The following is a 24,338-nucleotide window of genomic DNA, read 5'->3' as shown; positions in this document are numbered from 1 at the left end:
GCCGCGCGCCGCTCAGCCCGCAAGCCTCCCGCTATTATGTGTTCAATTGGAATAAGTCCTCATCATCTTCGTCCATTCTGTCAAAGGCCGAACTCCGCTACGATTGCTCCATCAAGAGAAGCGCCTTCAGCGAGGAGACCGCCCATGACCATGCCAGGTGTCGAGATCAAGGGACCCATGGGCCCGCGCTATGATGAAATCCTGACGCCGGAGGCCATCGCCTTCGTCGTGGAGTTGCAGCGCACGTTCAACGAGACGCGCAAGCGCCTGCTGAAGGTCCGCACCGAGCGGCAGAAGCAGTTCGACGCCGGCGTGCTGCCGGACTTCCTGCCCGAGACGAAGCACATCCGCGACGGCGCCTGGACGGTGGCGCCGATCCCGGCCGACCTTCAGGACCGCCGCGTCGAGATCACCGGACCGGTCGACCGCAAGATGGTCATCAATGCGCTGAACTGTGGCGCCAAGTGCTTCATGGCCGATTTCGAGGATGCCAACTCGCCGACCTGGGCCAACCAGATCGAGGGCCAGATCAACCTCAAGGATCGATGGGCCGGCACGCTGGCCTTCACCGATCCGACCTCCGGCAAGTCCTATGCGATGAAGGACAAGGTCGCGGTGATCATCCCGCGTCCGCGCGGCTGGCACCTGCCCGAGGTCCACGTTCAGGTCGACGGCGAAGACATGTCCGGCTCGTTGTTCGACTTCGGCCTCTACGTCTTCCACAATGCGAAGGCGGCGCTCGCCAAGGGTTCGGGCCCCTATTTTTACCTGCCGAAGATGGAGAGCCATCTGGAGGCGAGGCTGTGGAACGACGTCTTTGTTCATGCGCAGGATCGGCTGGGCATCCCGAAGGGCACGATCAAGGCGACCGTGCTGATCGAGACGCTGCCCGCGGCCTTCGAGATGGACGAGATCCTGTTCGAACTGAAGGACCACATGGCGGGCCTCAATGCCGGCCGATGGGACTACATCTTCTCCTTCATCAAGAAGCTCGCCCGCAATCAGGCCTATGTCCTGCCGGACCGCGGCCAGGTGGTGATGAGCAAGGCCTTCCTGAAGGCCTATGCCGAGCTTCTGGTAAAGACCTGCCACAAGCGCGGCGCCTTCGCGATGGGCGGCATGGCGGCGCAGATTCCGATCAAGAACAACCCGGAGGCCAATGCCGCCGCATTCGCCAAGGTGAAGGCCGACAAGGAGCGCGAGGCCACCATCGGCCATGACGGGACCTGGGTCGCCCATCCCGACCTCGTGGCGGTGGCGATGGAGGCCTTCGACCGGCTGATGCCGACGCCGAACCAGGTGGCGCGCCAGCGCGACGACGTGACGGTCGGCCAGAAGGACCTGCTGGAGGTTCACGACGGCACGAAGACCGAGGCCGGCTATCGCGAGAACATCCGCGTCGGCGTCCAGTACATCGAGGCCTGGCTGCGCGGCCGCGGCGCCGTACCGATCTACAACCTGATGGAGGATGCGGCGACCGCCGAGATCTCCCGCGCCCAGATCTGGCAGTGGACGACCTATGGCGTCGCGCTCGAGGGCGGCATCACCTGCACGCCCGCCTTCTTCGACAGGGCGCTGAAGGAAGAGATGGACGTGGTGAAAGGCGAAGTCGGCACGGAGGCCTTCGAGAAGGGGCGATTCGCCGAGGCCATCTCCCTCTTCGCGACGCTCTCGCTGGCGCCGGACTTCGAGGAATTCCTGACCCTGCCGGCCTATCGCATGTTGACCTGACCATCCGGACTACGACAAAGGTCTGAAGTGTTAACGAAACCCCTGTTGCAGCAACGCAACAGGGGTTTTTCATTGGAATTTTTTGCATTTTCTTTGGGCAGTTTGGCGGTCCTTGCCCGGTTTTTTGCCTTGTCCTGCCCACCTGCCCCGTGACGTCATTGTGACGAACATGTGGTGATTTGGGGTCGCGCAAGGTTGCAACCCTACCTAGGCAGGAGACGCAGATGCTTCGCAAGACCATCCTGACGGGCCTTCTGGCCGCAACGCTCGGAGCCCCGGCTTTCGCGGCCGACGTTGCTGCCCCGGCTCCTATCGCGGCTCCCGCGCCCTGGGCGTTCGACTTCGCCTTCGGCGGCAAGCTGATGTCGGACTACAATTTCCGCGGCATCTCGCAGTCGGCCCGCGGCCCGGCGATCAACGTCTACGGCGAGGCGCGCTACGGATGGCTCTATGCCGGCGCCGCCTTCTGGACCACCAAGCTGCCGAACCGCCCCGTCGGCGAGGTCGACCTCTACGCCGGTATCCGCCCTGTGGTGGGTGACGCGACCTTCGATCTCGGCGTGATGTACTATCTCTATCCGAACGAGAGGCAGTTCATCACGACTGGCGCCGAGAATGGCGGCCTCGCGCTGCCAGGCGTCTGGGCGCCCGCCCGGACCAATTTCGTCGAGTTCTACGGCAAGGTCGGCTACGATGTGACCCCGCAGCTGAACGTCGGCGCGGCCGTCTACTTCGCTCCGAACTGGCTGGGCACCGGCGCCGCCGGCACCTATGTCGAGGCCAACGCCAAGTACAAGCTGCCGAACGACTTCGCGATCTCGGGCGCCATCGGCCACTACTTCCTGGGAACCACCACCGTCTTCGGGCTCGGCAACTTCAACATCCAGGACTACGCCTACTGGAACGCCGGTGTGTCGTGGACCTACAAGGACTGGCTGACGCTCGACCTGCGCTATCACGGAACCAACCTGTCCTCGACGAACTGCTTCAACACCACGGGCGACTATCGCGGGGTCCTGACGGGCTCGGGCCGATCCAACTGGTGCGGCCACAGCGTGGTCGCCACCCTCTCGGTCGACCTGCAGTGGTCGAAGCTGCCCTACCGCTGACCTGATCGAAACACCCAGAGTTGCGCAAGGCCGGGGTTCGCCCCGGCCTTTTCGTTTTCCCCTGCGACTTCCCGCCACGCCCCCTGCCCCCCTCTGGCGTAACGCTGCGGCATATCCCATGTTTTCGTGGCCTTGAGGTTCGAACTCGCATCGCGACATCAGATCGCAACGAGACGGTGCCAGAAGGGCGCGATGCGGGGGCGACCCGCTACGAACGTTCTTCCGGAGGATCTTTCCCCATGAACCAGCAGGAACGCGATATCATCGCCGGCCTGTTCGACCGCCTGAAGTCGGCCGAGAGCCAGCAGCGCGACCCTGCGGTCGATGCCTTCATCAAGGAGCGCATCGCCCAGCAGCCCGGCGCGATCTATGCGCTGCTCCAGTCGATGTATGTCTCCGACCAGGCGCTGAACGACCTGTCGAAGCAGAATGAGGCGATGCAGGGCCAGATGCGCGCCCTGCAGGGCCAGGTCGAGCAGCTTCAGCAACAGTTGCAGCGCCAGCCGGAGCCCCAGCAGGGCGGTTTCCTGTCCAGCATCTTCGGTTCCAAGCCGGCAGCCCCGCCGCCGATGCCGCCGCGCCCCCTCAATCCGGCCGCGGCTGCGCCGCCGCCCGGCTTCGGCCAGCCGCAGGGGGGTTACGGCGCTCCTCCGCAGGGGGGCTACGGTGCCCCGTCGCAGGGTGGTTACGGCGCTCCTCCGCAGGGCGGTTACGGCGCTCCTCCGCAGGGGGGTTACGGTGCCCCTCCGGGTGGCTACGGCGCTCCGCCGCAGCGCGGGCCCTGGAGCGGCCAGCCGATGGGCGGGCCGCAGGGAGGTCCGATGGGCGGCCCCCAGGGTGGTCCGTGGAGCCAGCAGGCCGCTCCCGCCCAGCAGGGCGGCGGCGGTGGCGGCTTCCTCGCGACCGCAGCCTCCGCAGCCGTGGGCGTTGCCGGCGGCATGCTTGCCGCCAATGCCATCTCCAGCATGATGGGCGGGTCTCGAACGGCTTCGGCGGCTCCGGCCTCGACAACAGCCGCCGGCGGCCAGCAGTCGGCCGAGAAGTCCGGCGGACAGGACAGCTTCACCGGCGGTGACGGCGGGGCGGGCGAGCGCAGCGGCGAAAAGGGCGGCTACGACCAGGGCTATGACAAGTCCGCGGCCGACCAGGGCTACGACAAGCCGTCCCATGATCAGGGCTACGGCAACGAGGGCTCCTACCACGAGGCGAACTACGACAACGGCGGCTTCGACGACTTCGGCGGCGACGACATCTGATCATCGCCGGGTCCTTATCCGCCAAGACGCCATGACGAACGGCCGCCCCACGGGCGGCCGTTTCTGCTTGCGCACCGCGCTGCTGGACATTCCCGGGAGCCGGTGGCATGAACCGGGAAACCGCAAGCGCGCAGGCAGGCGATGAAGGCCTTCTTCCTCAAGTTCTTCACCTGGTGGAACAGCCAGACCTTCGGCACCCAGCTCACGATCTGGCGCCACGGCGTCTTCGTGGGCGAGGACGAGTTCGGCAACAAGTACTACCGTTCCAGCTTCGCGAAGGATCCCGCACTCGGTCACGAACGCCGCTGGGTCGTCTATGCCGGCGTTGCCGAGGCGTCCGCCATCCCGCCGGGCTGGTGGGGCTGGATGCACCATCGCACCGCCGAGCCGCCGACAGCCGCCGCCTATCAGCCCCATGCGTGGCAATTGCCGCATCGCCCGAACGGCACCGGCACCGCCGACGCCTACCGGCCGCCCGGCTCCACCCTCAACGCCGGCCGGCGCCCGCAGGCGACCGGTGACTATCAGGCCTGGACGCCCGGCCGCTAGAGCCCGCAAGACACCGCCGGAACGGCACGGTTCTGCCATTTTCGCCGGGATATTGGTCGCGTCGCGGAATGGCTCCGCGGCGGTCCAGGGGCAGAGCGACCGGCTCCCGGCAAGAGGGACGATAAGAGCAACCTTGGCCCAGAAGCTTCCGATCCTCACCCTGCTCGTCGGCCTCGGACTTGCCGGTCCCGCCCTTCTGCCGAATGTCGGGCTCGCCGCGCTGGCGCAGCTCCAGCTCGGGCCGCCGCCTTCCCAGCCGAGAGCACCGGGCGCTCCGCAGGCATCGCCCCCGCAGACATCTCCGGCGCCGCGGCCGCCGCGCGCGGCTCGACCCGCCGCGCCGGCCGACACCGGCCCCTCGCCTCAGGACGCCCCGCGCGACCGGCGGCGCGCCCTTCCCGGCGAGACCGTGGCGCCCGCGCCGGACGAGACCGTGATCGCGCCTCCGCGCCAGAGAATCACCAATCCGACGGCCGTGTTCTCAGGGCTCGACAAGATCACGGGACGGATCATTTCCTTCGACGTGGCGATCGACGAGACGGTGCAGTTCGGCGCCCTGCAGGTGACGCCGCGCGTCTGCTACACGCGCCCGCCCACTGAAACACCGCAGACGACCTCCTTCGTCGAGGTGGACGAGGTGACGCTCGGCGGCGAGGTTCGCCGGATCTATGGCGGCTGGATGTTCGCGGCCAGCCCCGGCCTTTCTGGCGTCGAGCACGCCGTCTATGACGTCTGGCTGACGGACTGCAAGCAGTCGGCACCCGTGATCCAGGGCCAGACCCAGCAGAGCCCCGCGGCGCCGCAGCGCTGACGACCGCATCGCGCGGCGGTCAGCCGCGACCGATCCGGCATTGATCCGGCGGGTCCGTCGACCTAGAACCCACCCATGCGCCAGCTGCGCCTCGTCATCACTCTGCTGTTCGCCCTGACGCTGTTGGCGCAGGGCCTGATCGGGCACGCCGCGCGGGCGCATCTCGTCGCCGCGGCCTCCGCGGCCGCCGATCTCTGCGTCCCTGCCCCCGGCGAGGGTGACAAGCATCAAGGCCGTGACTGCCTCAGCCATTGCCTGACCGTTGCGATCCCCGAGACCGCGCCGCCACCGGCCATCGCAAGCTTGTTGCCTCCGTTCCGCCAGTTCGCCGAAACTTCACGGACCGTCGCGACCGCACCCCGCCTCACGCACATCTTGCATCTCGATCATGCGCCACGGGCTCCGCCGGCCGTCGCCTGACGCCGTCGCACCTCCCTATGGACATCATCGAGACATCACCATGAACCGACGTAGTTTTCTCGCGGCCGCAGCCGCACTCGTTCCTGCCTCGGGCGCGATTGCCCAGCACCACGGCACCCCTCAACAGCACCGCGCCGGCAGCCAGGTGGCGACCTTCCGGGTCGGCGCCATTGTCATCGAAGCCCCCTGGACCCGGGCAACGCCCGGCGGTGCGAAGGTTGCCGGCGGCTTCATGACCGTCCGCAACACCGGCACCGAAGCCGATCGCCTGGTGGGCGGCACCTTCCCGCACGCCCCGCGCGTCGAGGTCCACGAGATGGCGGTGATCGACGGCACGATGCGCATGCGCGAAATGCGTGGCGGTATCGAGATTCCGGCCGGCGGATCGGTGCAACTGCGGCCCGGCGGATACCACATGATGTTCATGGACCTGAGCCAGCCTGTCCGCACCGGCGCGCCGGCGCGCGGCACGCTCGTCTTCCAGAAGGCCGGCACCGTGGAGATCAGCTACGACGTCGCCCCCGTCGGCGCGCCCGGTCCGTCCGGAACCGGCGGCCACGGCGCCCCGAGGCACTGAGCTCGATGCTCACGCGCCGCACCTTCATCGCCCTGCCCGCGGCATGCGCCGCGGGTCCGGTCCTCGCCCATTCCTATCGCCACCGCGACATCATGATCGGCCACGCCTGGTGCCTGCCCGCTGAAGCCAGCAGCACGCGGGCCTTCATGCCGCTGGCCGTGGTGCAGGATCGCCCCGACGCGCTCGTCGGCGCGACGACACCCGTGGCCGATGCGGTGGAGTTCCGGCCCGTCGCAGCCGGCCCCGCGGTCGCGCGCTGGGATCTCGTGCCGCGCAGGCCCATCGGCATGCGCACCGACGGCCCGCACCTGCTGCTCACCGGCCTGCGTCGACCGCTGCGCATCCGCGACAGATTCCCGCTGACCCTCGTCTTCGAGCGCAACGGCGCGAAGGAGGTCGAGGTCTGGGTCGAACGCGCGCCCTATTCAAGCTGAAGCCCCAAGGACCCCCATGCGCTCCATCAGCCTCGCGGACCTGCCTGACGACCGCGTCTACAAGATCCTCTGCTCGCTGGTCATTCCGCGGCCCATCGCGCTCGTCTCCAGCCTCGGGCCGGGCGGCGCGGTCAATGCCGCGCCCTTCTCGTTCTTCAATGTTTTCTCGGAAGCGCCGCCGCTGATCGTCCTCGGCCTTCAGCACAAGGCCGATCACGGGCCCAAGGACACGACGCGCAACATCGCGGCGCATGGCGAGTTCGTGGTCAACATGGTCGACGAGGCCCTCGCCGACGCCATGAATCTCTGCGCCACGGACTTCCCCGCGGAGATCTCCGAGGTTGCCTCCGCGGGCCTCACGACCGCCCCCTCGACCACCATCCGGACGCCGCGCATCGCCGAGGCCCCGGCGGCGCTGGAATGCGTTCGCGAACTTTCCCTCGCCTTCGGCCCGCAGCGCGAGTTGCTGATCGGAAAGGTCACGCATGTCCATGTCCGCGAGGACGTGATGGATGAGCGCTTCAACGTCGATATTGCCCGCTACCAGCCCGTCGGCAGGCTGTTCGGCAATTCCTATTCCCGCCAGCGCGACGTCTTCTCCCTCGACCGGCTCGACTACGCGACCTGGGCCGCAAGCCAGACCGAGGGGTGACAGGCTCCGGCGCCGCGGGGCTTCAGACCAGGGACTCGCCGGCCCGCAGACGGGTGATGAGCTCGGCGACGTCATCCTCCTGGCGCGGCGGACTGACGAGATAGCCCTGCACCTGTGTGCAGCCGCAATTGCGGGCCACGGCCAGTTGCTCGGCCGTCTCGATACCTTCGGCAGTCGTCTCGATGCGAAGGCTGGCGCCGAGATCCGCCATGGCGCGGACGATGGCGGCATTGTCGCGATTGGTGTCGATATCGGCGATGAACGACCGGTCGATCTTGATCTTGTCGAACGGGAAGCTGCGCAGGTAGCTCAGCGACGAGTAGCCGATGCCGAAATCGTCCATGGCGATGCGCACGCCCATGCTCCGCAGTTCATGCAGCATGGTGATCGTCAGGTCGTCGTTCTGCAGCAGTACAGCCTCGGTGATCTCGAGTTCAAGGCGGTTGGCGGACAGGCCTGTCTCCCTCAGCGCACGGCGGACGACGGCGACCAGGGAGCGGTCCTTGAACTGGACCGGCGAGAGATTGACGGCAACCTGAACGGATTCCGGCCAGTGCGTCGCCGCGGCGCAAGCCCTGGCGAGAACCCATTCCCCGAGCGCGATGATGAGGCCGGTTTCCTCCGCCAGCGGAATGAACTCGCATGGCGACACCAGACCATGGCCAGGGCGGTTCCAGCGCAGCAGGGTCTCGAAGCCGAGCAGCCGCAGGTCGCGGCTGCCGACCTGCGGCTGGAAGACGAGGTGGAACTCGTCCGCCTGCAGCGCCGTGCGCAGATCCAGCTCCAGCGCGCGGCGGGCCTCGAGCTTGAGGCTCATGTCGGGTTCGAAGAAGCGGAACATGGCGCGCCCCTCGAACTTTGCCCGGTAGAGCGCGAGGTCGGCGCATTTCATCAAATGATCGCCGCCCTTCGCGTCTTGTGGTGCGAGAGCGATGCCGATGCTGATGCCGGAGTTGATCAGGTGCCCCTCCACGACGAAGGGATCGGACATCAGGCGGACAAGGCGCCGGGCCAGTTCCTCCGCGCGGGCTGAGCCGGCGCCGTGCAGCAGGATGGCGAACTCGTCGCCGCCGAGCCGCGCCACGGTTCCGTGTCCCTCGACCGCCGCCTGCAGGCGTCGGGCGACGATCCCGAGCAGCGCGTCACCGACCGGATGGCCGAGCGTGTCGTTGATGCTCTTGAAGTGATCGAGATCGAGGCACAGCAGCGCCATCGGCTCGCCGGAGCGCGCGACCTCATCCAGCCCCTCGGTCATGCGCTGGTGGAACAGGGCGCGGTTGGGCAGTCCGGTCAGGGAATCGTGATGCGCCAGATGGGCGATATGCTGCTCGGCCTTGCGGCGCTCGGTGACGTCCTCATGCACCGCAACCCACCCGCCGTGCGGCATCGGGTGATAGAGAACCTTGAAGATGCGCCCGTCCGAAAGCTGCCGGTGCGACAGGAATTCGCCCTTACGCAGCCTGTCGAGATAGCTCTCGACCAGTTCGGCGGGCGTCGCCTTGGCGTAGTTGCCGACCTCGATGCTGTGCTCGACAATTGTTCGCATCGACACGCCGGGCCTCACCACCTCGGGTGACAGGCCGTACATGTCGAGATAGCGGCGGTTGCAGACGATGAGGTTGAGGTCCTCGTCGAGCATGCAGAGGCCGTGCGCCATGTTATTGAGCGCGGCGTCGAAGCGGCGGTGCTGCTCGCGCAACTCGGCCGCCGCCTTTTCGCGGTCGGTGATGTCGTCATAGGTGACGACCCAGGCGCCATTGGCCATGGGCCGCGAGCGCATGGCGAGGATGCGGCCGTTGCCGAGGTGGCGGTGTAGGACCATGTCCTGAGCGCTCGACAGGCCGTTCCTGAATTCCTCGAATACGGCCTCGGCGTCCTTGCCGGGAATATGGACACCATCGCCGACGCTCTTGGCGATGACGTCGAGCGCGCGCATGCCCGGTCTGGCATCGTCCTCACCGAGTCCGAAATGCTCCAGATAGCGCCGGTTCCGGACGACGATGCGCAGGTCGGAATCGAAGACGCAGAGCCCCTGCGCCATGCTTTCCAGCGTCGCGTCCAGCAGCATGTTCTGCTCCTGGATCGCCATGATCGCCTCGGCACGCTCCCGGTCGGCGCGGCGCAGATCGGTGACGTCCTCGAACATGCCGAGCCAGCCGCCGCCCTCCATGGTCTCGATGGAGACGGAAATCGTGCGGCCGTCGGCCATCGGCTGATCGTAGGTGCGGCCGCAGGATTCGGCGACGGCCTTCATCCGGCGATCGGTCAGTTCCTGCGCCGTCATTCCGGGATAGTTTCCGATCCGGACGCCGTGTTCGAAGATGCCGAGCAGCGTGATGCCTGGCTTCACCACATTAGGGTCGGCGCGAAAAAGGGTGAGGTAGTTGTCGTTGCGGACGATCAGCCTCTGGTCGGCGTCGAACATGCACAGCGCCTGCGGCATGGCGTTGAGCGCCGCATCGAAGCGCTGATGCTGCTCGTTCAAGGCCTGAACCGCCCGCTCGCGATCGGTGACATCCTCGGAGGTGAAGACCCAGCCGCCTTCCGGGGTTGGACGGGAGCGCGTCCGGATCCAGCGTCCGTCGAGCAGGCGGCGCCTGCGCACCACTTCCTTGCCCGCGGCAACGGTCCGGCGCGATTCCTCGATGAGCTGTTCCAGCGTGACGCCGGTGTAAACTCCGCGTTCCAGGCCACACGCAAGGATCTGATGGAGATGGGCGCCCGGTCGCACCACCGCCGGGTCGTAGTTGTACATCGTGATGTAGCGGTTGTTGAAAACCACGAGCCGCTGCGATGCGTCGAAGACGGCGAGGGCGTGGGACATGTTCTCCAGTGCCTGCCTGAAGACGGTCGCCTGCGCCCGCAATTCGTCCTCGAGGCGCTGCTGCGCCGTGATGTCCTGATGGATCGCCACCCAGCCGCCGTCCGGTGCCGGCTGGTAGGCGATGGACACCACGCGGCCGTCGGAGAAGCGCTCGACGCGGGAGAACGGCTTGCCGGCGGCAAGGCGCAGGAGCCGCTCCTGCCAGGCGTCCTCGAGGCTCATGCCGTCGAGCCTGCCCTGTTCGAAGCTGTACTTGAGGAGACCGTACATCGAGGCGCCGACGTGCGTGACGCTCTCCGGCATACCGAACAGGTCGCGCATGCGGCGGTTGGACAGACGGATGGTCAGATCGGCGTCGAAGACGCAGAAGCCGTGTGGAACAGAATCCAGCACGATGTCCCTGAAATCGACACTCGCGTCGCGCCGGTCGCCCGGCACGTCGCTCTGCGCGATCACGGCATCGCTGCGCGCCACCCTCACCCGAAGCTCTCCATGGCTCTTCGCCCACAGATTGCCCGGATGACAAGAATAACTCGTTAATTGCCGGGAGAGACACCGCGCGGCAGCGCCAAATCAGGCCGGAATAACCGCGGCAAGGCTCCCGCCATCCGTCCGGGCCGCCCGTTGGGCCGCCCGGACATCCTCGCACGGGACCGACGCCGTCAGGCCGCGACCACGGCCGCCAGCGATTGCTCGATGATGTCGAGACCCTTCTTCACCTGCTCCTCGGGGATGGTGAGCGGGGCGAGCAGGCGGATGACGTTGGCGTCGGGGCCGCAGGACAGCAGGATCAGGCCGTTTTCCTCGGCCTTGGCGATGAGGGCGCTGGTGAGGGCCGCGTCCGGCTCGCGCGTCTCGCGATCCTTGACCAGTTCGAAGGCCACCATCATGCCGAGGCCGCGCACGTCGCCGATGCAGGTGAAGGTATTGCGCTTGGCCATGTCCTTCAGGCGCGACTGCATCATGTCGCCGATCTTCGCGGCGCGGGCGCAGAGGTCCTCCTTCTCGATCACGTCGAGAACGGCATGGGCCGCCGCCACCGCGACCGGCGAGCCGGCATAGGTGCCGCCGAGGCCGCCGATCTGGGCCGAATCCATCACGTCGGCGCGGCCGGTCACCGCCGAGAGCGGGAAACCGCCGCCAAGACCCTTAGCCATGGTGACGAGGTCCGGAACGACTCCGGCGTGCTCCATCGCGAACATGCGGCCCGTGCGGGCGATGCCGGTCTGGATCTCGTCGACGATGAGCAGGATGCCGTGCCGGTCGCAGATGGTGCGCAGTTCGCGCAGGAAGTCGAAGGGCGCGACGTAGAAGCCGCCCTCGCCCTGGACCGGCTCGACGATGATGGCGGCGACGCGCTCGGGCTCGACGTCGGAGGCAAAGAGCTGCTTGAGGTTGGCCATGGCGGCCGCCGTGTCCAGGCCGTGATAGGTCTTCGGGAAGGTGACGTGGAACACGTCGTTCGGCATCGGGCCGAAGCCCTTCTTGTAAGGGTTCACCTTGCCGGTCAGCGCCATGCCCATCATCGTGCGGCCATGGAAGGCGCCGGAGAAGGCGACGATGGCGGAACGGCCGGTGAAGTGGCGCGCCGCCTTGACCGCGTTCTCGACCGCTTCGACGCCGGTGGTGACCAGCATCGTCTTCTTGGCATGCTCGCCGGGGGTCAGCGTGTTCAGGCGCTCGGCGAGCGCGATGTAGCTCTCGTAGGGCGCGACGTTGAAGCTGGTATGGGTGAAGGAGTCGAGCTGATCCTTCACAGCCTGGATGATCGCCGGGTGGCGGTGGCCGGTATTGACCACGGCGATGCCGGCCGCGAAGTCGATGTACTCCTTGCCGTCTGCATCCCACAGCGTCGCGTTCTCAGCGCGGGTGGCATAGATGCCCTTGGTGGCGACGCCGCGCGGAACGGCCGCGTGCTGACGGGTCGCAAGGACTGTGTTCTTCGACATGGCGGGTCTCCTCGGGTCGCATCCGACGAATGGATGGGCGATGAGTATCGTCTGCTCAAAATTTTGAGCAGACGGGAAAATGCAAGGCAACTATGTTGGGCGTGACAGGGATCGCCCGGACAGGACGACATGGACTTCGACGTTGGCGGCCGCTTGAGGGAAATCCGGCAGAAGGCCGGTCTGTCGCAGCGCGAGCTTGCCACACGCGCCGGCGTTCCGCACGGGCTCATCGCGACCATCGAGCAGAACAAGTCCAGCCCCTCGGTGGCATCGCTGCGCAAGGTCCTCGAGGGTCTGGGGATCAGCTTCGTCGATTTCTTCACACCGGCGAGGCCGGCGGAGGACAAGGTCTTCTTCGAGGCCGGCGAACTCGTCGACCTGACGTCGATCCTTCCCGGCGCGATGATGCGCGGCGAAGGGCGGATCGTGTTCCGCCAGGTGGGCGATGCCCGCGCGAACAACCTCCAGATCCTGCATGAACGCTACGAGCCCGGCGCCGACACCGGCGAGGCCATGCTGTCCCACGCCTCCCGCGAGGGCGGCGTCGTGCTGTCCGGGCGGCTGGAGGTGACGGTGGGAGCGGAGGTCCGCGTCCTGACGGCCGGCGAGGCCTATCTGTTCGACAGCCGCATTCCCCACCGCTTCCGCAATGTCGGCGACGAGGTCTGCGAGGTGGTGAGCGCCTGCGCGCCACCCTACCTGTAGCGGCAGCCGCCTACCTCCTGGCTTCCCGACGCAACATTTCAGGCCTCAATGCGGCGCGCCTTGGAAACACGCGCGCCCTACGGCAGGCTGCCGCAACGCAACAACGGGTTTCCCATGGCCGCCAGCCGAAGCCTTGCCAGCCGCTCTCTCGCCGGAATTCTCGCCGTGATCCTGGCGGGTGGCACGCTGTCGATCCTCGATGTCCGTCCGGCCTTGGCGCAGTTCGACATCGGCGCAGGTCTGCGCGCCCTCGGTGGCGGCCAGGGTGCGGGCGCCCGCGGCGGCGAGGCCCGCCGGCCGGGAGCGGCCACGCCGCGGCGTGGACAGCCGACATCGAGCGCACCGCGGGCGACCCGCCGCGGCCAGCAGGGGGCGCCGGAAGCCCAGCAGGGCGGTCTGCCGGGCGCGCTTGGCGGCCTTGGCGTCCTCGCCCCGCTGATCGGCGGCGGCATTCCGGCCCAGGCCGCGCCGCAGCAGCAGCCATCCCGCGCCAATGCGCGGCGCGGCAATCCGCGCGACCGGCGCCAGCAGCAGGCCCAGCCCGACCAGGGCAATGCAGCCGGCGCAGCCGCCGCGCTCGGCGTCATTGCTCCGATGATCGGCGCCGCTGTCGGCGGCGGTGGCATTCCCGGCATTCCGGGCGGCGGCGGTATCCTCCCCCCCGGCCTTCCCGGCGGCGGAGGTTTCGGCGGTGGCGGCGGCGGCCGCAACGCGCTCATCGGCGCCGCCGTCGCAGCGGTCGCCGTGCCAGCCATCCTCTCCATCATCGAGCAGGCGCGCGCCAATGACCGCACCGCCGCTGCCAGTGAGCCGCCGGGCCTTCCCCCTGCCGAGGAGCGCCGCTTCGTCGCCGGCGAAGTGCTGTTCATCATGGCGCCGGACGCGCCGCAGGCCGCCATCCGCCAGGTGGAGCGCCGCTTCCAGCTCCGCCTCCTCCAGCGCGAGACGGCCGAGGTCGTCGGCGCGGTGATGCACCGCTACCGCGTGCCGAACCGCCAGACCGTGCCGGCCGCCATCCGTGCGATGCAGCAGGCGGTGGGCTTTGCCTATATCCAGCCGAACTACGTGTTCGAGCGGCCGGAATTCCGGGTGAAGCTGCAGTCGGCGAACGCCATGCGGGCGCAGGGCGACCAGCGGCTGCAATATGTCGTGGATGCGCTGCGCCTGTCGGAAGCGCACCAGATCGCGCGCGGCCAGCGCATTTCCATCGCGGTGATCGATTCCGGCGTCGATGCCAACCATCCGGAACTCGCGGGCCGCGTCACCCAGAGCTTCGACGCGGTCGGCGGCCAGTTCCGCGCCCATGAGCACGGCACCGGCATGGTCGGCGCCATCGCCTCCCAGCGGCAGTTGCTCGGCGTCTCGCCGGGCGCGGAGATCCTCGCGGTGCGCGCCTTCGCTCCGGGTCAGACCCAGGGGTCCACCGGCACCAGCTTCCATATCGTCAAGGCGATGGACTGGGCCATCCGCAACGGTGCCCGGGTCATCAACATGAGCTTTGCCGGCCCGCGCGATCCGATGATCGCCCGCGCCATCCAGGTGGCGGCCGACCGTCGCATCGCCATGGTCGCGGCCATGGGCAATGGCGGTCCAAATGCCCCCATCTCCTTCCCGGCGGCCGATCCCAACGTCATCGCCGTGACCGCGACCGACAAGGAGGGACGCCTGTTCGATGCGGCAACCCAGGGCGACCATGTCGCCGTGGCCGCACCGGGCGTCGAGATCATCCTGCCAGCCCCGCGCGGCGGCTACCAGATCTCCTCGGGCACCTCCGTGGCGGCGGCCCATGTCAGCGGCATCGTCGCCCTGATCCTCGAGCGCCACCCGGACGCCGATCCTGCCGCGCTGCGCCGGCTGTTGCAGGCAACGGCGCGCCAGGGCGGCATTCCCGACCCGCGCCTCGGCGCCGGTGTCGCTGACCCTGTCCGCGCGCTGACCGCCGAACTGCCGCGCCACGAAGCCCCGCCCGCCATGGCCACCGCGCCGGGCAGCGAGGCGCCGCGCGCCGATGCGCAGCCACAGCCTGCCGCTCCGGCCGTTCCCGCACCGGCCAGCGTCACGCCGCGCTGAGGTCTGAATGGCGCAAAGCGCGGTTCCCTCGGCACCCGGGGCACGCTAGGAGCAGGTCGCGCCGCCGTATCGCGGCGCGGCCGCCGTTCCTCGCGTCAGGGCGGCGTGACGGGACCGATCGGCCATGCAGGACTACATCCGGAACATCCTCTCCGCGCGCGTCTATGACGTCGCCATCGAGAGCCCGCTGGACGCCATGCCACGGCTGGCACAGCGGCTTGGCGCGGCGGTCCGCCTGAAGCGCGAGGACCTGCAGCCGGTCTTCTCGTTCAAGCTGCGCGGCGCCTACAACAAGATGGTGAGCCTGCCGAAAGAGGCCCTGGACCGCGGTGTCATCTGCGCCTCGGCCGGCAACCATGCGCAGGGGGTCGCGCTCGCCGCGCAGAAACTCGGCGTCAAGGCCACCATCGTGATGCCGAAGACGACACCCGACATCAAGGTGCAGGCGGTGAAAAGCCGCGGCGGCAAAGTGGTGCTGCACGGAGAGAACTTCGACGAGGCTTATGCCCATGCCCGGCAGATCGAGGCCGAGAAGGGCCAGACCTTCATCCACCCCTATGACGACCCGGACGTGATCGCCGGCCAGGGCACGGTGGGCATGGAGATCCTGCGCCAGCACCCGGACCCCATCGACGCCATCTTCGTGCCCATCGGCGGCGGCGGGCTCGCCGCCGGGGTCGCGGTCTTCGTCAAGTTCCTGCGGCCCGACGTGAAGGTGTTCGGCGTCGAGCCGGACGATGCCGCCTCCATGGCGGATGCGATCGCCGCGGGCTCTCGCGTGATCCTGAACCAGGTCGGGCTCTTCGCCGACGGCGTCGCGGTCAGGCAGGCGGGAGAAGAGACCTTCCGTCTGTGCAAGGACCTGCTCGACGGGGTCATCACGGTCAGCACCGACGAGATCTGCGCCGCGGTGAAGGACATCTTCGAGGATACCCGCGCCATCGCCGAACCCTCCGGCGCGGTGAGCCTTGCCGGGCTCAAGGCCTATGTCGAGCGCGGCGAGGGCAATGGCGGGGCGCTGATCGCGATCAACAGCGGCGCCAACATGAACTTCGACCGGCTGCGCCACATCGCCGAGCGGGCGGAACTGGGTGAGAAGCGCGAGGCGCTGCTGTCGGTGACGATCCCCGAAGAGCCCGGCAGCTACCGCCGCTTCATCCAGCTTCTCGGCAAGCGCGCCATCACCGAATTCAACTACCGCTACGCCGATCCCGAGCGCGCCGAGATTTTCGTCGGCGTCCATCTCGATTCAGGCGGCGAGGAGAAGCGGCAGATCCTCGCCCTGCTCGGCCAACACGGCTATCCCGTGCTCGACATGAGCGACAACGAACTCGCCAAGCTGCACGTGCGCTACATGGTCGGCGGCAAGACGCACGGCATGGAGGGCGAGCGCATCTTCCGCTTCCAGTTCCCTGAGCGGCCGGGCGCGCTGCTGAAGTTTCTCACTTCCCTGTCGGAGGGCTGGAACATCTCGTTGTTCCACTACCGCAACCACGGCGCCGACTATGGTCGCGTGCTGGCCGGCATCCAGGTTCCGCCCGCCGACCACTGCCAGTTGAAAAAGCGGCTCGACGATCTCGGCTATCCCTACTGGGAGGAGACCGAGAACCCCGCCTACAGGGCCTTTCTCGGGTGATCCATCCGGGTCCTCAGCGCACCACGGGCATGCCGGCCCTCTGCCAGGCCGAAATCCCGCCGGCGACACGGCTCTCGATCGGCAGCCGGCCTTGCGCATTCGCCGAGCGCGCGGCGGCGATCGCTTCCGCCGATATGTCCGAAGGCTGATACAAGACTATGTCCCGCTGCACTGTCCTTCGCGCATCAGGCCGTCTATTCGTCGTCCCCTCCAAGAACTTCGCACAAAATCTTAGACTTTCGTTCGCCAATCGCGCGTTGTTTACGAAGTCACCACGAATTCTGCACTAGGCTGCTGCCCCGGTCCGCATCCGGATCCTGGCAGTTGCAGAGTAGGACAGCGTTCGGTGCAGGAAGGCGATTCACTCGTCTCCGAGGTCGGGGTCTTCGGCCCGATCATCGCCCAGGCCATCGACGGGGTCGTGATCATCGATCACGAAGACCGGATCGTGCTGTTCAATGCCGCCGCCGAGCGCCTGTGGGGCATGACCGAGGCCGAGGTCATGGGCCGGAATGTCGGCATTCTGGTCCCTGAGAGCCACCGCTCGCAGCATGTCGCGCAGATTGCGCGCAACCGGGCGGGCGGTGAAGACCGCCTGGTGGGCCGCACCGTGGAAGTCGCCATCACGCGGCCCGACGGCTCGCAGGTCTGGGGCGCCCTCTCCCTCTCCCGCACCGCGATCGGCGACCGCGTCTTTTATGCCGCCTTCGTCAAGGACGTGACGGAGGATGTGAAGCGGCGCGAGGAGCTCTACCTCCTCTCCCTCGTCGCCAACGAGACGGATCGTGCCGTCCTCATCACCGACCGGCAGCAGAAGATCGTCTACTGCAACCGATCCTTCATGGAGATGTTCGGCTATTCCCGCGACGAACTGATCGGTCGCATTCCCTCCGTCCTGCTCGCCGGTCAGCATACCGACCCCAAGACCCTCCGGGCCCTGGCGCGCCTGTCGCAGGGCGATCGCAGCGTCACCATCGAACTCATCGGCTACGACAAGGGCGGACGCGAGATCTGGATCTCGGCGACGGTCAACCCCGTCTTCGACGAGCACGGCAAGCTGCGCAACGCGGTCTGCGTCATTTCCAACATCACCGAAACGCGCCAGACGCAGGTCCTGCAGCAACGCATCCTCGAGGCGGTCGCGCGGGACGACGACCTTCCCGATGTGGCGCGGCTGATCTGCCAGGAGGTGGAGGCGATCGCCCCGGGGGTGATCTGCACCATCATCAGGGTCGACCACGAAGGGCGGTTGAGGCCGCTCGCAGGCCCGAGCGTGCCGGAAGCCTATGGCGAGGCGATCGACGGCATTCCCATCGGCCCCGATGTCGGCTCCTGTGGTACCGCCGCATGGCGTGGCGAACCGGTGCTGGTGGAGGACATCGAGACCGACCCGCTCTGGGCCTCCTACAGGGACCTACCGCTGCCGCTCGGGCTGAAGGCGTGCTGGTCCAGCCCCATCAAGCTGAAGGATGGCCGCGTCGCAGGCACCTTCGCCTTCTATTTCCGGGAGAAGCGCGGACCGAGCACCTGGCATGAGCGGCTGGTCGAGGCCTGTGTGCATCTCTGCGCACTCGCCATCGAGCGGCATGAAGCCAAGGCGCATATCGCCCGCCTCGCCTATTTCGACACGCTGACGGGCCTGCCGAACCGCACCCGCCTGACCGAACATGTCGAGGAGGCCATCGCGCGCGTGGGCGCGGGCGAGGCCTCCAGCCTCGCCTTGCTCTTCCTCGACGTCGACAGCTTCAAGGACGTCAACGATTCGCTCGGCCATTCCGCCGGCGATGCCCTGCTGATCGAGATCGCCCGGCGTCTGAAGGAGCAAGCCGGGCCGCATGACGTCGTCAGCCGTCTCGGCGGCGACGAGTTCGTGATGGTGCTGGAGGATCTCGACGCCGACCAGGCGGCGGGCGTCGCCGAGCGGGTTGTGCGCAGCCTGGCGGCACCCATGGAACTGGAGCACATGACGCTGTCCGCCTCGGCGAGTATCGGCATCAGCCTGTTCCCCGGCGACAGCGCCAATCGCGAGGAATTGCTCAAGCACGCCGACACGGCCATGTACGAGGCCAAGAACGCGGGGCGCGGCTCCTATCGCTTCTTCAGCCCGGAGATGAACCGTCAGGTCCAGGAGCGGCTGGTCATGGGGGCCGCGCTGAAGGAATCCCTCGGCCTCGGCCATCTGGCGCTGCGCTACCAGCCGCAGATCCGGGGCGAGGACGGCGGCCTGCACGGGGTGGAGGCGCTCGCCCGCTGGACGCATCCGCGCTTCGGCGAGGTACCGCCGGGCAAGTTCATCGCTCTCGCCGAGGAAACCGGTCTGATCGAGGCGGTCGGCGAATGGGCGATCAGCGAGGCCTGCCGCCAGATGGCCGACTGGCAGGCGCGCGGCGTCGCCATTCCGACGGTTTCGGTCAATCTTTCGCCGCTCCACTTCCGCAACCCGCGGCTGCCCGAGCTCGTTACCGTGGCCCTTGAGTGCTCCGGGTTGTCCGCCGATGCCCTGACCCTCGAGATCACCGAGGGCGTTATGATGGACAGTTGCCCCGGAACAAGGGCGACGGTGGAGGCTGTCGCCCATCTCGGGGTGCGCCTCTCGCTGGACGATTTCGGCACGGGCTATTCGAGCCTGTCCTCGATCTCGACGCTGCCCATCGAGGAAATCAAACTCGACCGGAGCTTCGTGCGCGATCTCCAGAACGACAAGAACGCGCGAGCGGTCGCCTCGGCGGTCATCCGCATCGGCCAGAGCCTCGGTCTGACCGTGGTTGCCGAAGGCGTCGAGACGGAGCCGCAGCATCGCTTCCTGCAGGCGCTCGACTGTCACGTCATGCAGGGCTTTCTGTTCGCACCGGCCCTGACCGCGCCGGAACTCGAACGATGGCTGACCGAACGTGACGTGACGCTCTCTCCCATCGCCCATGTTGCGTGACGGGCGAGCCTAGAGTTCGACGACATCCTTCATCGACGGACTGATATAGGCCCGGCAAAGGCAACTGACGCCGAGCGGACAGGCCACGTCGTTGGCGTCGGCATGATGGACGCCGCAGATCATGCTGGCGAGCGAACCATCGCCGACCCTGCCCAGCACCTCCTGCCGGATGGTCTTGGCCCGCGGCACAGGGCCGAAATAGACGCGCGTCCTGACGAACGGACGCGGGGCGGTCACCACCGCCTCGACGCGCGAGCGCACCGTTTTCATGCTGAAGGGACGGGCGATGTACTCATGGACGCCGGCCGTCAATGCTCCGACCACGGATGTGCGCGTCGGCTGGCCGGCGATCATGATGATCGGCGTGTACTGTAGCCCGCCGCCGGCGCGGCGCAGGAACTGCGTGACCTCGACGCCGTCGAGCCCGGTCAGGTTGAGGTCGAGGATGATGAGGCTTGGCCGCTGCTGCTCGGCCGCCTCGATGGCATCGAAACCGGTCCGGCACTCCAGGACACGCCCCATCCCCGCCACGGCCGAGCGGATGAGGCTGCGCGAGAACGCCTGTTCGTCCGCGACGAGAATGGTCGTGCGGGCGGGCCGGTGAAGATCGACGGGATTACGCTTCAACACGCGACATGACCTTACGTCATACAACCCGCCCCAGATGCCACGCACCTCCTTAACGAAGGGCTAAGTGCGCGGGGAAGAGGCGTGCGCCGCGCGTCAGGCGCGCTCGAGCAGTCCGAGGGCGACGAACCGCCGACAGAAGGCCAGAGCCGCTTCGCCGCCGAGGGAGCCGGGCGTCGCCCCTTCGCTCAGCCGCTCGAGCCAGCCGAGTTCGACCGACGTCAGCGGCTCGGACGGGCCGGCCCAGCGCAGTTCCGCCCCCTCGCCCACCGGCACGACATGATGATGTACCGCGTCGGTCAGGATCAGCCTGTCGTCCGGTCCGGGCGGCGGCGTCACCAGACCGCGACCCGACATGGTCATGCGGTCGGTGGAGAGCTGCTGCAGGAACTGCAGCGCAACCATGTCCAGCGCCTCCTCGTTGGCCAGCGACTCGAGCCTTTCGCGGGCGGCCGCGACCAGCCCCTCACGGACGGCCGGATCGCCGATGCGCCAGGTGCGGAAGGACTGGCGCAGGCTCGGCAGGCGCGGTTCCATCTGGTCGATGGCGGCCTTCAGTGCATCGGCCCAGCTCGGCTCCAGGAGGCCGACGGTGATGTGCAGGGACGGCTCGCCGCCCTCCTGCACCGAGGCGTCATGGGCGACGCCGCGCGGCACGTAGAGCACGTCGCCGGCCTGAAGCGTGAGGTCGCGCGCGCCGGCGGGGTCGGCCCGGTGAAGCGCCCCGTCCCACGGTGTGTTGCGGGTGGCGTGGGGCAGCAGCATGTCGCCCCAGACGCGCCATTTCTTCGACCCCGAGACCTGCAGGACCAGCACGTCGTGGGTGTCGAAATGCGTACGGAAGCCCTGGGCGCCGGGCGGCGTCAGATAGATGTTCGCCTGCACCGCGTGCAGGAACGCCTTCTCCAGCCCGCGGCAGAAGTCGGCCAGCGGCGGATGGAACTCGTGGAACTGCGAGACGACGAGCGTCGCGCCGCCATCGAAGAGGCGGAAGAGGCGGACCGGATCGACGCGGCCATCCTCCGTCGTGAAGAGATCGTCCGGGACCGCCGCACTGCCGTTGCGGGAACTGTCCGCCATGGCGATGCGCGGCGTCTGCGCGCCGTCGGTCCGCAGGAAGGCGTCGAGATGGGCCACCGACAGTACCTTCGAGAAGCGCGTCGCGTCACCGACCTCGAAATGGCGCGCCTTGCAGCCCTCGCGCAGATCGAAAACCTCCGGCACGGTCATGTTGCCGAAGGCGAGCGAAAAGGCGTTTGCGGCCAGCGTCATGACGGCGGAACCCGTGAACCCGGTTTACCAGCCGCGCCCCCGCCCCCGCGGATCGCGCGGATCGTTGTCGGTGATCCGGACCGGGCGTCGGTACACGCGCACGCGGCCGCGACCCGGATCGTCGTAGGGATCGTTGTCGGTTCCACGACGGCGCACGAAGCGGCCGCGCCCGCGGCCCTCACGGTCATAGGGATCACTGTCGGTGACGCGCAGGCGCTGGGCCTCCGCCGGCTGCGAGGTCGCCATCACCGCGGGAACCGCCAGGGTAGCGGCGCCGGCCAGGGTCCGGAAGAAGAACAGGCGCCGGTCGAGCGGCTTCGACTCGGTGTCGGCCTTCGGATCGTCAACGGCGGGCACGTCGCGCGGTGCGTCGGTCATTGATCTGTCCTCCCCTCGTCCGGACATGAACGGTCCAGCTTCGAATGGTTCCAAGGACGTAATCATGCACAAGACGACAGCGTCGCCAATAGTGTTTTGACGTAGAGGGAGGTCATCGCCCGCTGGCGATCGGCAGCTTCGCAATCGTGGGAAGCGCGGGGAGGCCCGGAGTGGAGGGGAGGGGACCACGTTCAAGGGGTCGCAGATTGCGGTCCCCTCCCGTCCGAGCCAGTGAACCGGCGACGCAAAACCTGATGCCGGGTCATCATCCCTGTTGCACAGGCGATGCCAGCGGGCCGAGAGCCCCCACGACACAAGATGTTGGGGGTCGATGCGCGCGACGGCGCGACATATCGACAACCCGGTACGGAGGCGCGGAGGCCCCCCGCCAAATGGCCCGTGCAATCCGCGAGGGTCTCGCAGTTTGCGAGACTTGCCGGCGTCGACCCCGGTGCCGACCGCCGCCGTCGGTTTTCGTTGCGCCGGGAGCCCCGCTCCTATAATGCACCGCAACAGAGTTCACGCGGGCCGCCTTACGACGGAGCCCGCTTTTTCGTATTGGCCTGACCGGACGCCCGCCCCCATGTCTATGCGCAATATCGCCATCATCGCCCACGTCGACCATGGCAAGACCACTCTCGTCGACAAGCTGCTCCAGCAGTCGGGTTCGTTCCGCGATAACCAGCGCGTCGCCGAACGCGTCATGGACTCCAATGATCTCGAAAAGGAGCGCGGCATCACCATCCTCGCCAAGGCGACCTCGGTCGTCTGGAAGGACACGCGCATCAACATCGTCGACACGCCCGGCCACGCCGACTTCGGCGGCGAGGTGGAGCGCATCCTGTCCATGGTGGACGGCGCCATCGTGCTGGTCGACGCCGCCGAGGGCCCCATGCCGCAGACCAAGTTCGTGGTCGGCAAGGCGCTGAAGATCGGCCTGAAGCCGATCGTCGCCATCAACAAGATCGACCGTCCGGACGCCCGGCATATCGAGGTCATCAACGAGGTCTTCGACCTCTTCGCCGCTCTCGACGCCAGCGACGAGCAGCTCGACTTCCCGATCCTCTACGGCTCGGGACGCGAGGGCTGGATGGCCGAAAAGCCGGAAGGCCCGATCGATCAGGGCCTCGCGCCCCTGTTCGACCTCGTCCTGCGCCATGTTCCCGAGCCCGATGTCGGCGACGGCCCGTTCCGCATGCTCGGCACGCTGCTCGAGGCCAACCCCTTCCTCGGCCGCATGATCACCGGGCGCATCTCGTCCGGCACGGTGAAGCCGAACCAGTCGATCAAGGTTCTCTCCCGCGACGGCACGGTGGTCGAGACCGGCCGCGTGTCGAAGATCCTCGCCTTCCGCGGTATCGAGCGCCAGCCGATCGACGAGGGCATCGCTGGCGACATCGTCGCCATTGCCGGCCTGTCGAAGGGCTCCGTCGCCGACACCTTCTGCGACCCGTCCGTCGAGACCCCGATCCAGGCCCAGCCGATCGACCCGCCGACCGTCATGATGGGCTTCATCGTCAATGACAGCCCGCTCGCCGGCACCGAGGGCGACAAGGTCACGAGCCGCATGATCCGGGACCGCCTGTTCAAGGAGGCCGAGGGCAACGTCACGCTGAAGATCGAGGAGAGTGCGGACAAGGACACGTTCTTCGTTTCCGGCCGCGGCGAGTTGCAGCTCGCCATCCTCATCGAGACCATGCGCCGCGAGGGCTTCGAGCTCGCCGTGTCGCGTCCGCGCGTCGTGTTCCAGAAGGGCGAGAATGGCGAGATTCTGGAGCCGGTCGAGGAGGTCCTCATCGACGTCGACGAGGAGCATTCGGGCGTCGTCGTGCAGAAGATGAGCGAGCGCCGCGCCGAGATGGTCGAGATGAAGCCATCCGGCGGCAACCGCCTGCGCCTCGTCTTCCACGCCCCCACCCGCGGCCTCATCGGCTATCAGTCGGAGCTCCTCACCGACACGCGCGGCACGGCGATCATGAACCGCCTGTTCAAGGCCTATGAGCCCCACAAGGGCGAAATCCCGAGCCGCATCAACGGCGTGCTGATCTCCAACGACATCGGCGAGAGCGTCGCCTACGCCATGTGGAACCTCGAGGACCGCGGCCCGATGATCATCGACCCGGGCGTGAAGGTCTATCGCGGCATGATCATCGGCATCCACAACCGCGACAACGACCTCGAAGTGAACGTGCTGAAGGGCAAGAAGCTCACCAACATCCGCACGACCTCGAAGGACGAGGCGGTGCGCCTCACCCCGCCGATCCGCATGACGCTGGAGAAGGCGCTGGCCTGGATCCAGGACGACGAACTGGTCGAGGTTACGCCGAAGTCCATCCGCGTCCGCAAGACGCATCTCGACCCGAACGAGCGCAAGCGCGCCGAGAAGTCGAAGGAAGCGGTGGCCTGAGG

General features: G+C 67.6%; 20 protein-coding genes. 14 read left to right on the top strand and 6 right to left on the bottom strand.

All coding sequences use genetic code 11. The annotated features are described in order from the left end of the window. Positions 1-144 precede the first annotated feature (144 nt). From aceB to ACJ4V0_RS01045, 9 genes are all read left to right on the top strand, one after another. A complete protein-coding gene (gene aceB, locus ACJ4V0_RS01085; protein ID WP_448297694.1) occupies positions 145-1,731 on the top strand; it encodes a malate synthase A in 1,587 nt (528 codons plus the stop codon). 224 nt (positions 1,732-1,955) lie between these two features. Further along, complete coding sequence (locus tag ACJ4V0_RS01080) at positions 1,956-2,840, top strand: TorF family putative porin (RefSeq protein ID WP_448297693.1); 885 nt, start codon at positions 1,956-1,958, stop codon at positions 2,838-2,840. A 239-nt stretch (positions 2,841-3,079) separates the two neighbouring features. Continuing rightward, positions 3,080-4,096 (top strand): DUF2076 domain-containing protein, encoded by a 1,017-nt coding sequence (locus ACJ4V0_RS01075; protein WP_448297692.1) that lies wholly within the window; start codon positions 3,080-3,082, stop codon positions 4,094-4,096. Positions 4,097-4,237: 141 nt separating this feature from the next. Then, complete coding sequence (locus ACJ4V0_RS01070) at positions 4,238-4,645, top strand: NADH:ubiquinone oxidoreductase subunit NDUFA12 (protein ID WP_448297691.1); 408 nt, start codon at positions 4,238-4,240, stop codon at positions 4,643-4,645. 133 nt (positions 4,646-4,778) lie between these two features. After that, positions 4,779-5,456 carry a DUF2155 domain-containing protein gene (locus ACJ4V0_RS01065; RefSeq protein WP_448297690.1) on the top strand — a complete coding sequence of 226 codons (678 nt, stop codon included), beginning with the start codon at positions 4,779-4,781 and terminating at the stop codon, positions 5,454-5,456. 75 nt (positions 5,457-5,531) lie between these two features. Further along, entirely contained in the window at positions 5,532-5,876 is a 345-nt protein-coding gene (locus tag ACJ4V0_RS01060; RefSeq protein ID WP_448297689.1) for a hypothetical protein, read from the top strand. Positions 5,877-5,916: 40 nt separating this feature from the next. After that, complete coding sequence (locus tag ACJ4V0_RS01055) at positions 5,917-6,453, top strand: copper chaperone PCu(A)C (RefSeq protein ID WP_448297688.1); 537 nt, start codon at positions 5,917-5,919, stop codon at positions 6,451-6,453. 5 nt (positions 6,454-6,458) lie between these two features. After that, positions 6,459-6,887, top strand: coding sequence for a copper chaperone PCu(A)C (locus ACJ4V0_RS01050; RefSeq protein WP_448297687.1), 429 nt, complete (start codon positions 6,459-6,461; stop codon positions 6,885-6,887). Positions 6,888-6,903: 16 nt separating this feature from the next. Further along, positions 6,904-7,539, top strand: coding sequence for a flavin reductase family protein (locus ACJ4V0_RS01045; RefSeq protein WP_448297686.1), 636 nt, complete (start codon positions 6,904-6,906; stop codon positions 7,537-7,539). Positions 7,540-7,561: 22 nt separating this feature from the next. Here ACJ4V0_RS01045 and ACJ4V0_RS01040 read toward each other — a convergent pair whose 3' ends face one another. Together ACJ4V0_RS01040 and gabT are read right to left on the bottom strand one after the other, a co-directional pair. Then, positions 7,562-10,843 carry a PAS-domain containing protein gene (locus tag ACJ4V0_RS01040; RefSeq protein ID WP_448297685.1) on the bottom strand — a complete coding sequence of 1,094 codons (3,282 nt, stop codon included), beginning with the start codon at positions 10,841-10,843 and terminating at the stop codon, positions 7,562-7,564. A gap of 182 nt (positions 10,844-11,025) precedes the next feature. Next, complete coding sequence (gene gabT, locus ACJ4V0_RS01035; protein WP_448297684.1) at positions 11,026-12,312, bottom strand: 4-aminobutyrate--2-oxoglutarate transaminase; 1,287 nt, start codon at positions 12,310-12,312, stop codon at positions 11,026-11,028. 129 nt (positions 12,313-12,441) lie between these two features. Here gabT and relB point away from each other — a divergent pair, with 129 nt between their 5' ends. The 3 genes from relB (at position 12,442) to ilvA (ending at position 16,723) form a co-directional block, all read left to right on the top strand. Next, on the top strand, positions 12,442-13,017 hold the full coding sequence (gene relB / locus ACJ4V0_RS01030) for a type II toxin-antitoxin system RelB family anti-toxin (protein WP_448297683.1): 576 nt from the start codon (positions 12,442-12,444) through the stop codon (positions 13,015-13,017). 114 nt (positions 13,018-13,131) lie between these two features. After that, positions 13,132-15,087, top strand: a complete 1,956-nt coding sequence (locus ACJ4V0_RS01025) for a S8 family peptidase (protein WP_448297682.1) — start codon at positions 13,132-13,134, stop codon at positions 15,085-15,087. 124 nt (positions 15,088-15,211) lie between these two features. Continuing rightward, positions 15,212-16,723, top strand: coding sequence for a threonine ammonia-lyase, biosynthetic (ilvA, locus tag ACJ4V0_RS01020; RefSeq protein ID WP_448297681.1), 1,512 nt, complete (start codon positions 15,212-15,214; stop codon positions 16,721-16,723). Between the two features lie 13 nt (positions 16,724-16,736). Here ilvA and ACJ4V0_RS01015 read toward each other — a convergent pair whose 3' ends face one another. Beyond that, positions 16,737-16,877, bottom strand: a complete 141-nt coding sequence (locus tag ACJ4V0_RS01015) for a hypothetical protein (RefSeq protein ID WP_448297680.1) — start codon at positions 16,875-16,877, stop codon at positions 16,737-16,739. 192 nt (positions 16,878-17,069) lie between these two features. Between ACJ4V0_RS01015 and ACJ4V0_RS01010 the strand changes: the two genes are divergently transcribed. Beyond that, positions 17,070-19,652 (top strand): EAL domain-containing protein, encoded by a 2,583-nt coding sequence (locus ACJ4V0_RS01010; protein WP_448297679.1) that lies wholly within the window; start codon positions 17,070-17,072, stop codon positions 19,650-19,652. 9 nt (positions 19,653-19,661) lie between these two features. Here the strand turns inward: ACJ4V0_RS01010 and ACJ4V0_RS01005 are convergent, their stop codons facing one another. The 3 genes from ACJ4V0_RS01005 to ACJ4V0_RS00995 all read right to left on the bottom strand — a co-directional run bounded on the left by ACJ4V0_RS01005 (position 19,662) and on the right by ACJ4V0_RS00995 (position 21,929). Beyond that, complete coding sequence (locus tag ACJ4V0_RS01005; RefSeq protein ID WP_448297678.1) at positions 19,662-20,282, bottom strand: response regulator; 621 nt, start codon at positions 20,280-20,282, stop codon at positions 19,662-19,664. Between the two features lie 93 nt (positions 20,283-20,375). Then, positions 20,376-21,551, bottom strand: coding sequence for a cupin domain-containing protein (locus ACJ4V0_RS01000; protein WP_448297677.1), 1,176 nt, complete (start codon positions 21,549-21,551; stop codon positions 20,376-20,378). Positions 21,552-21,575: 24 nt separating this feature from the next. Further along, positions 21,576-21,929, bottom strand: a complete 354-nt coding sequence (locus ACJ4V0_RS00995) for a hypothetical protein (protein ID WP_448297676.1) — start codon at positions 21,927-21,929, stop codon at positions 21,576-21,578. 583 nt (positions 21,930-22,512) lie between these two features. Here ACJ4V0_RS00995 and typA point away from each other — a divergent pair. After that, entirely contained in the window at positions 22,513-24,336 is a 1,824-nt protein-coding gene (gene typA, locus ACJ4V0_RS00990) for a translational GTPase TypA (protein ID WP_448297675.1), read from the top strand. Positions 24,337-24,338: the final 2 nt, after the last annotated feature.

The sequence above is a fragment of the Phreatobacter aquiterrae genome, from assembly GCF_053471285.1.
This window is presented reverse-complemented; position numbering and strand designations above follow the sequence as displayed.

What these genes read in the sequence shown, in the direction of transcription:
- ACJ4V0_RS01070 (WP_448297691.1), top strand. Translation starts at nt 4,238, where the DNA reads ATGAAGGCCTTCTTCCTCAAGTTCTTCACCTGGTGGAACAGCCAGACC.
- ACJ4V0_RS01055 (WP_448297688.1), top strand. Translation starts at nt 5,917, where the DNA reads ATGAACCGACGTAGTTTTCTCGCGGCCGCAGCCGCACTCGTTCCTGCC.
- ACJ4V0_RS01050 (WP_448297687.1), top strand. Translation starts at nt 6,459, where the DNA reads ATGCTCACGCGCCGCACCTTCATCGCCCTGCCCGCGGCATGCGCCGCG.
- ACJ4V0_RS01080 (WP_448297693.1), top strand. Translation starts at nt 1,956, where the DNA reads ATGCTTCGCAAGACCATCCTGACGGGCCTTCTGGCCGCAACGCTCGGA.
- ACJ4V0_RS00995 (WP_448297676.1), bottom strand. Translation starts at nt 21,929, where the DNA reads ATGACCGACGCACCGCGCGACGTGCCCGCCGTTGACGATCCGAAGGCC.
- ACJ4V0_RS01060 (WP_448297689.1), top strand. Translation starts at nt 5,532, where the DNA reads ATGCGCCAGCTGCGCCTCGTCATCACTCTGCTGTTCGCCCTGACGCTG.
- aceB (WP_448297694.1), top strand. Translation starts at nt 145, where the DNA reads ATGACCATGCCAGGTGTCGAGATCAAGGGACCCATGGGCCCGCGCTAT.
- ACJ4V0_RS01045 (WP_448297686.1), top strand. Translation starts at nt 6,904, where the DNA reads ATGCGCTCCATCAGCCTCGCGGACCTGCCTGACGACCGCGTCTACAAG.
- ACJ4V0_RS01000 (WP_448297677.1), bottom strand. Translation starts at nt 21,551, where the DNA reads ATGACGCTGGCCGCAAACGCCTTTTCGCTCGCCTTCGGCAACATGACC.
- ACJ4V0_RS01075 (WP_448297692.1), top strand. Translation starts at nt 3,080, where the DNA reads ATGAACCAGCAGGAACGCGATATCATCGCCGGCCTGTTCGACCGCCTG.
- ACJ4V0_RS01025 (WP_448297682.1), top strand. Translation starts at nt 13,132, where the DNA reads ATGGCCGCCAGCCGAAGCCTTGCCAGCCGCTCTCTCGCCGGAATTCTC.
- ilvA (WP_448297681.1), top strand. Translation starts at nt 15,212, where the DNA reads ATGCAGGACTACATCCGGAACATCCTCTCCGCGCGCGTCTATGACGTC.
- typA (WP_448297675.1), top strand. Translation starts at nt 22,513, where the DNA reads ATGTCTATGCGCAATATCGCCATCATCGCCCACGTCGACCATGGCAAG.
- gabT (WP_448297684.1), bottom strand. Translation starts at nt 12,312, where the DNA reads ATGTCGAAGAACACAGTCCTTGCGACCCGTCAGCACGCGGCCGTTCCG.
- relB (WP_448297683.1), top strand. Translation starts at nt 12,442, where the DNA reads ATGGACTTCGACGTTGGCGGCCGCTTGAGGGAAATCCGGCAGAAGGCC.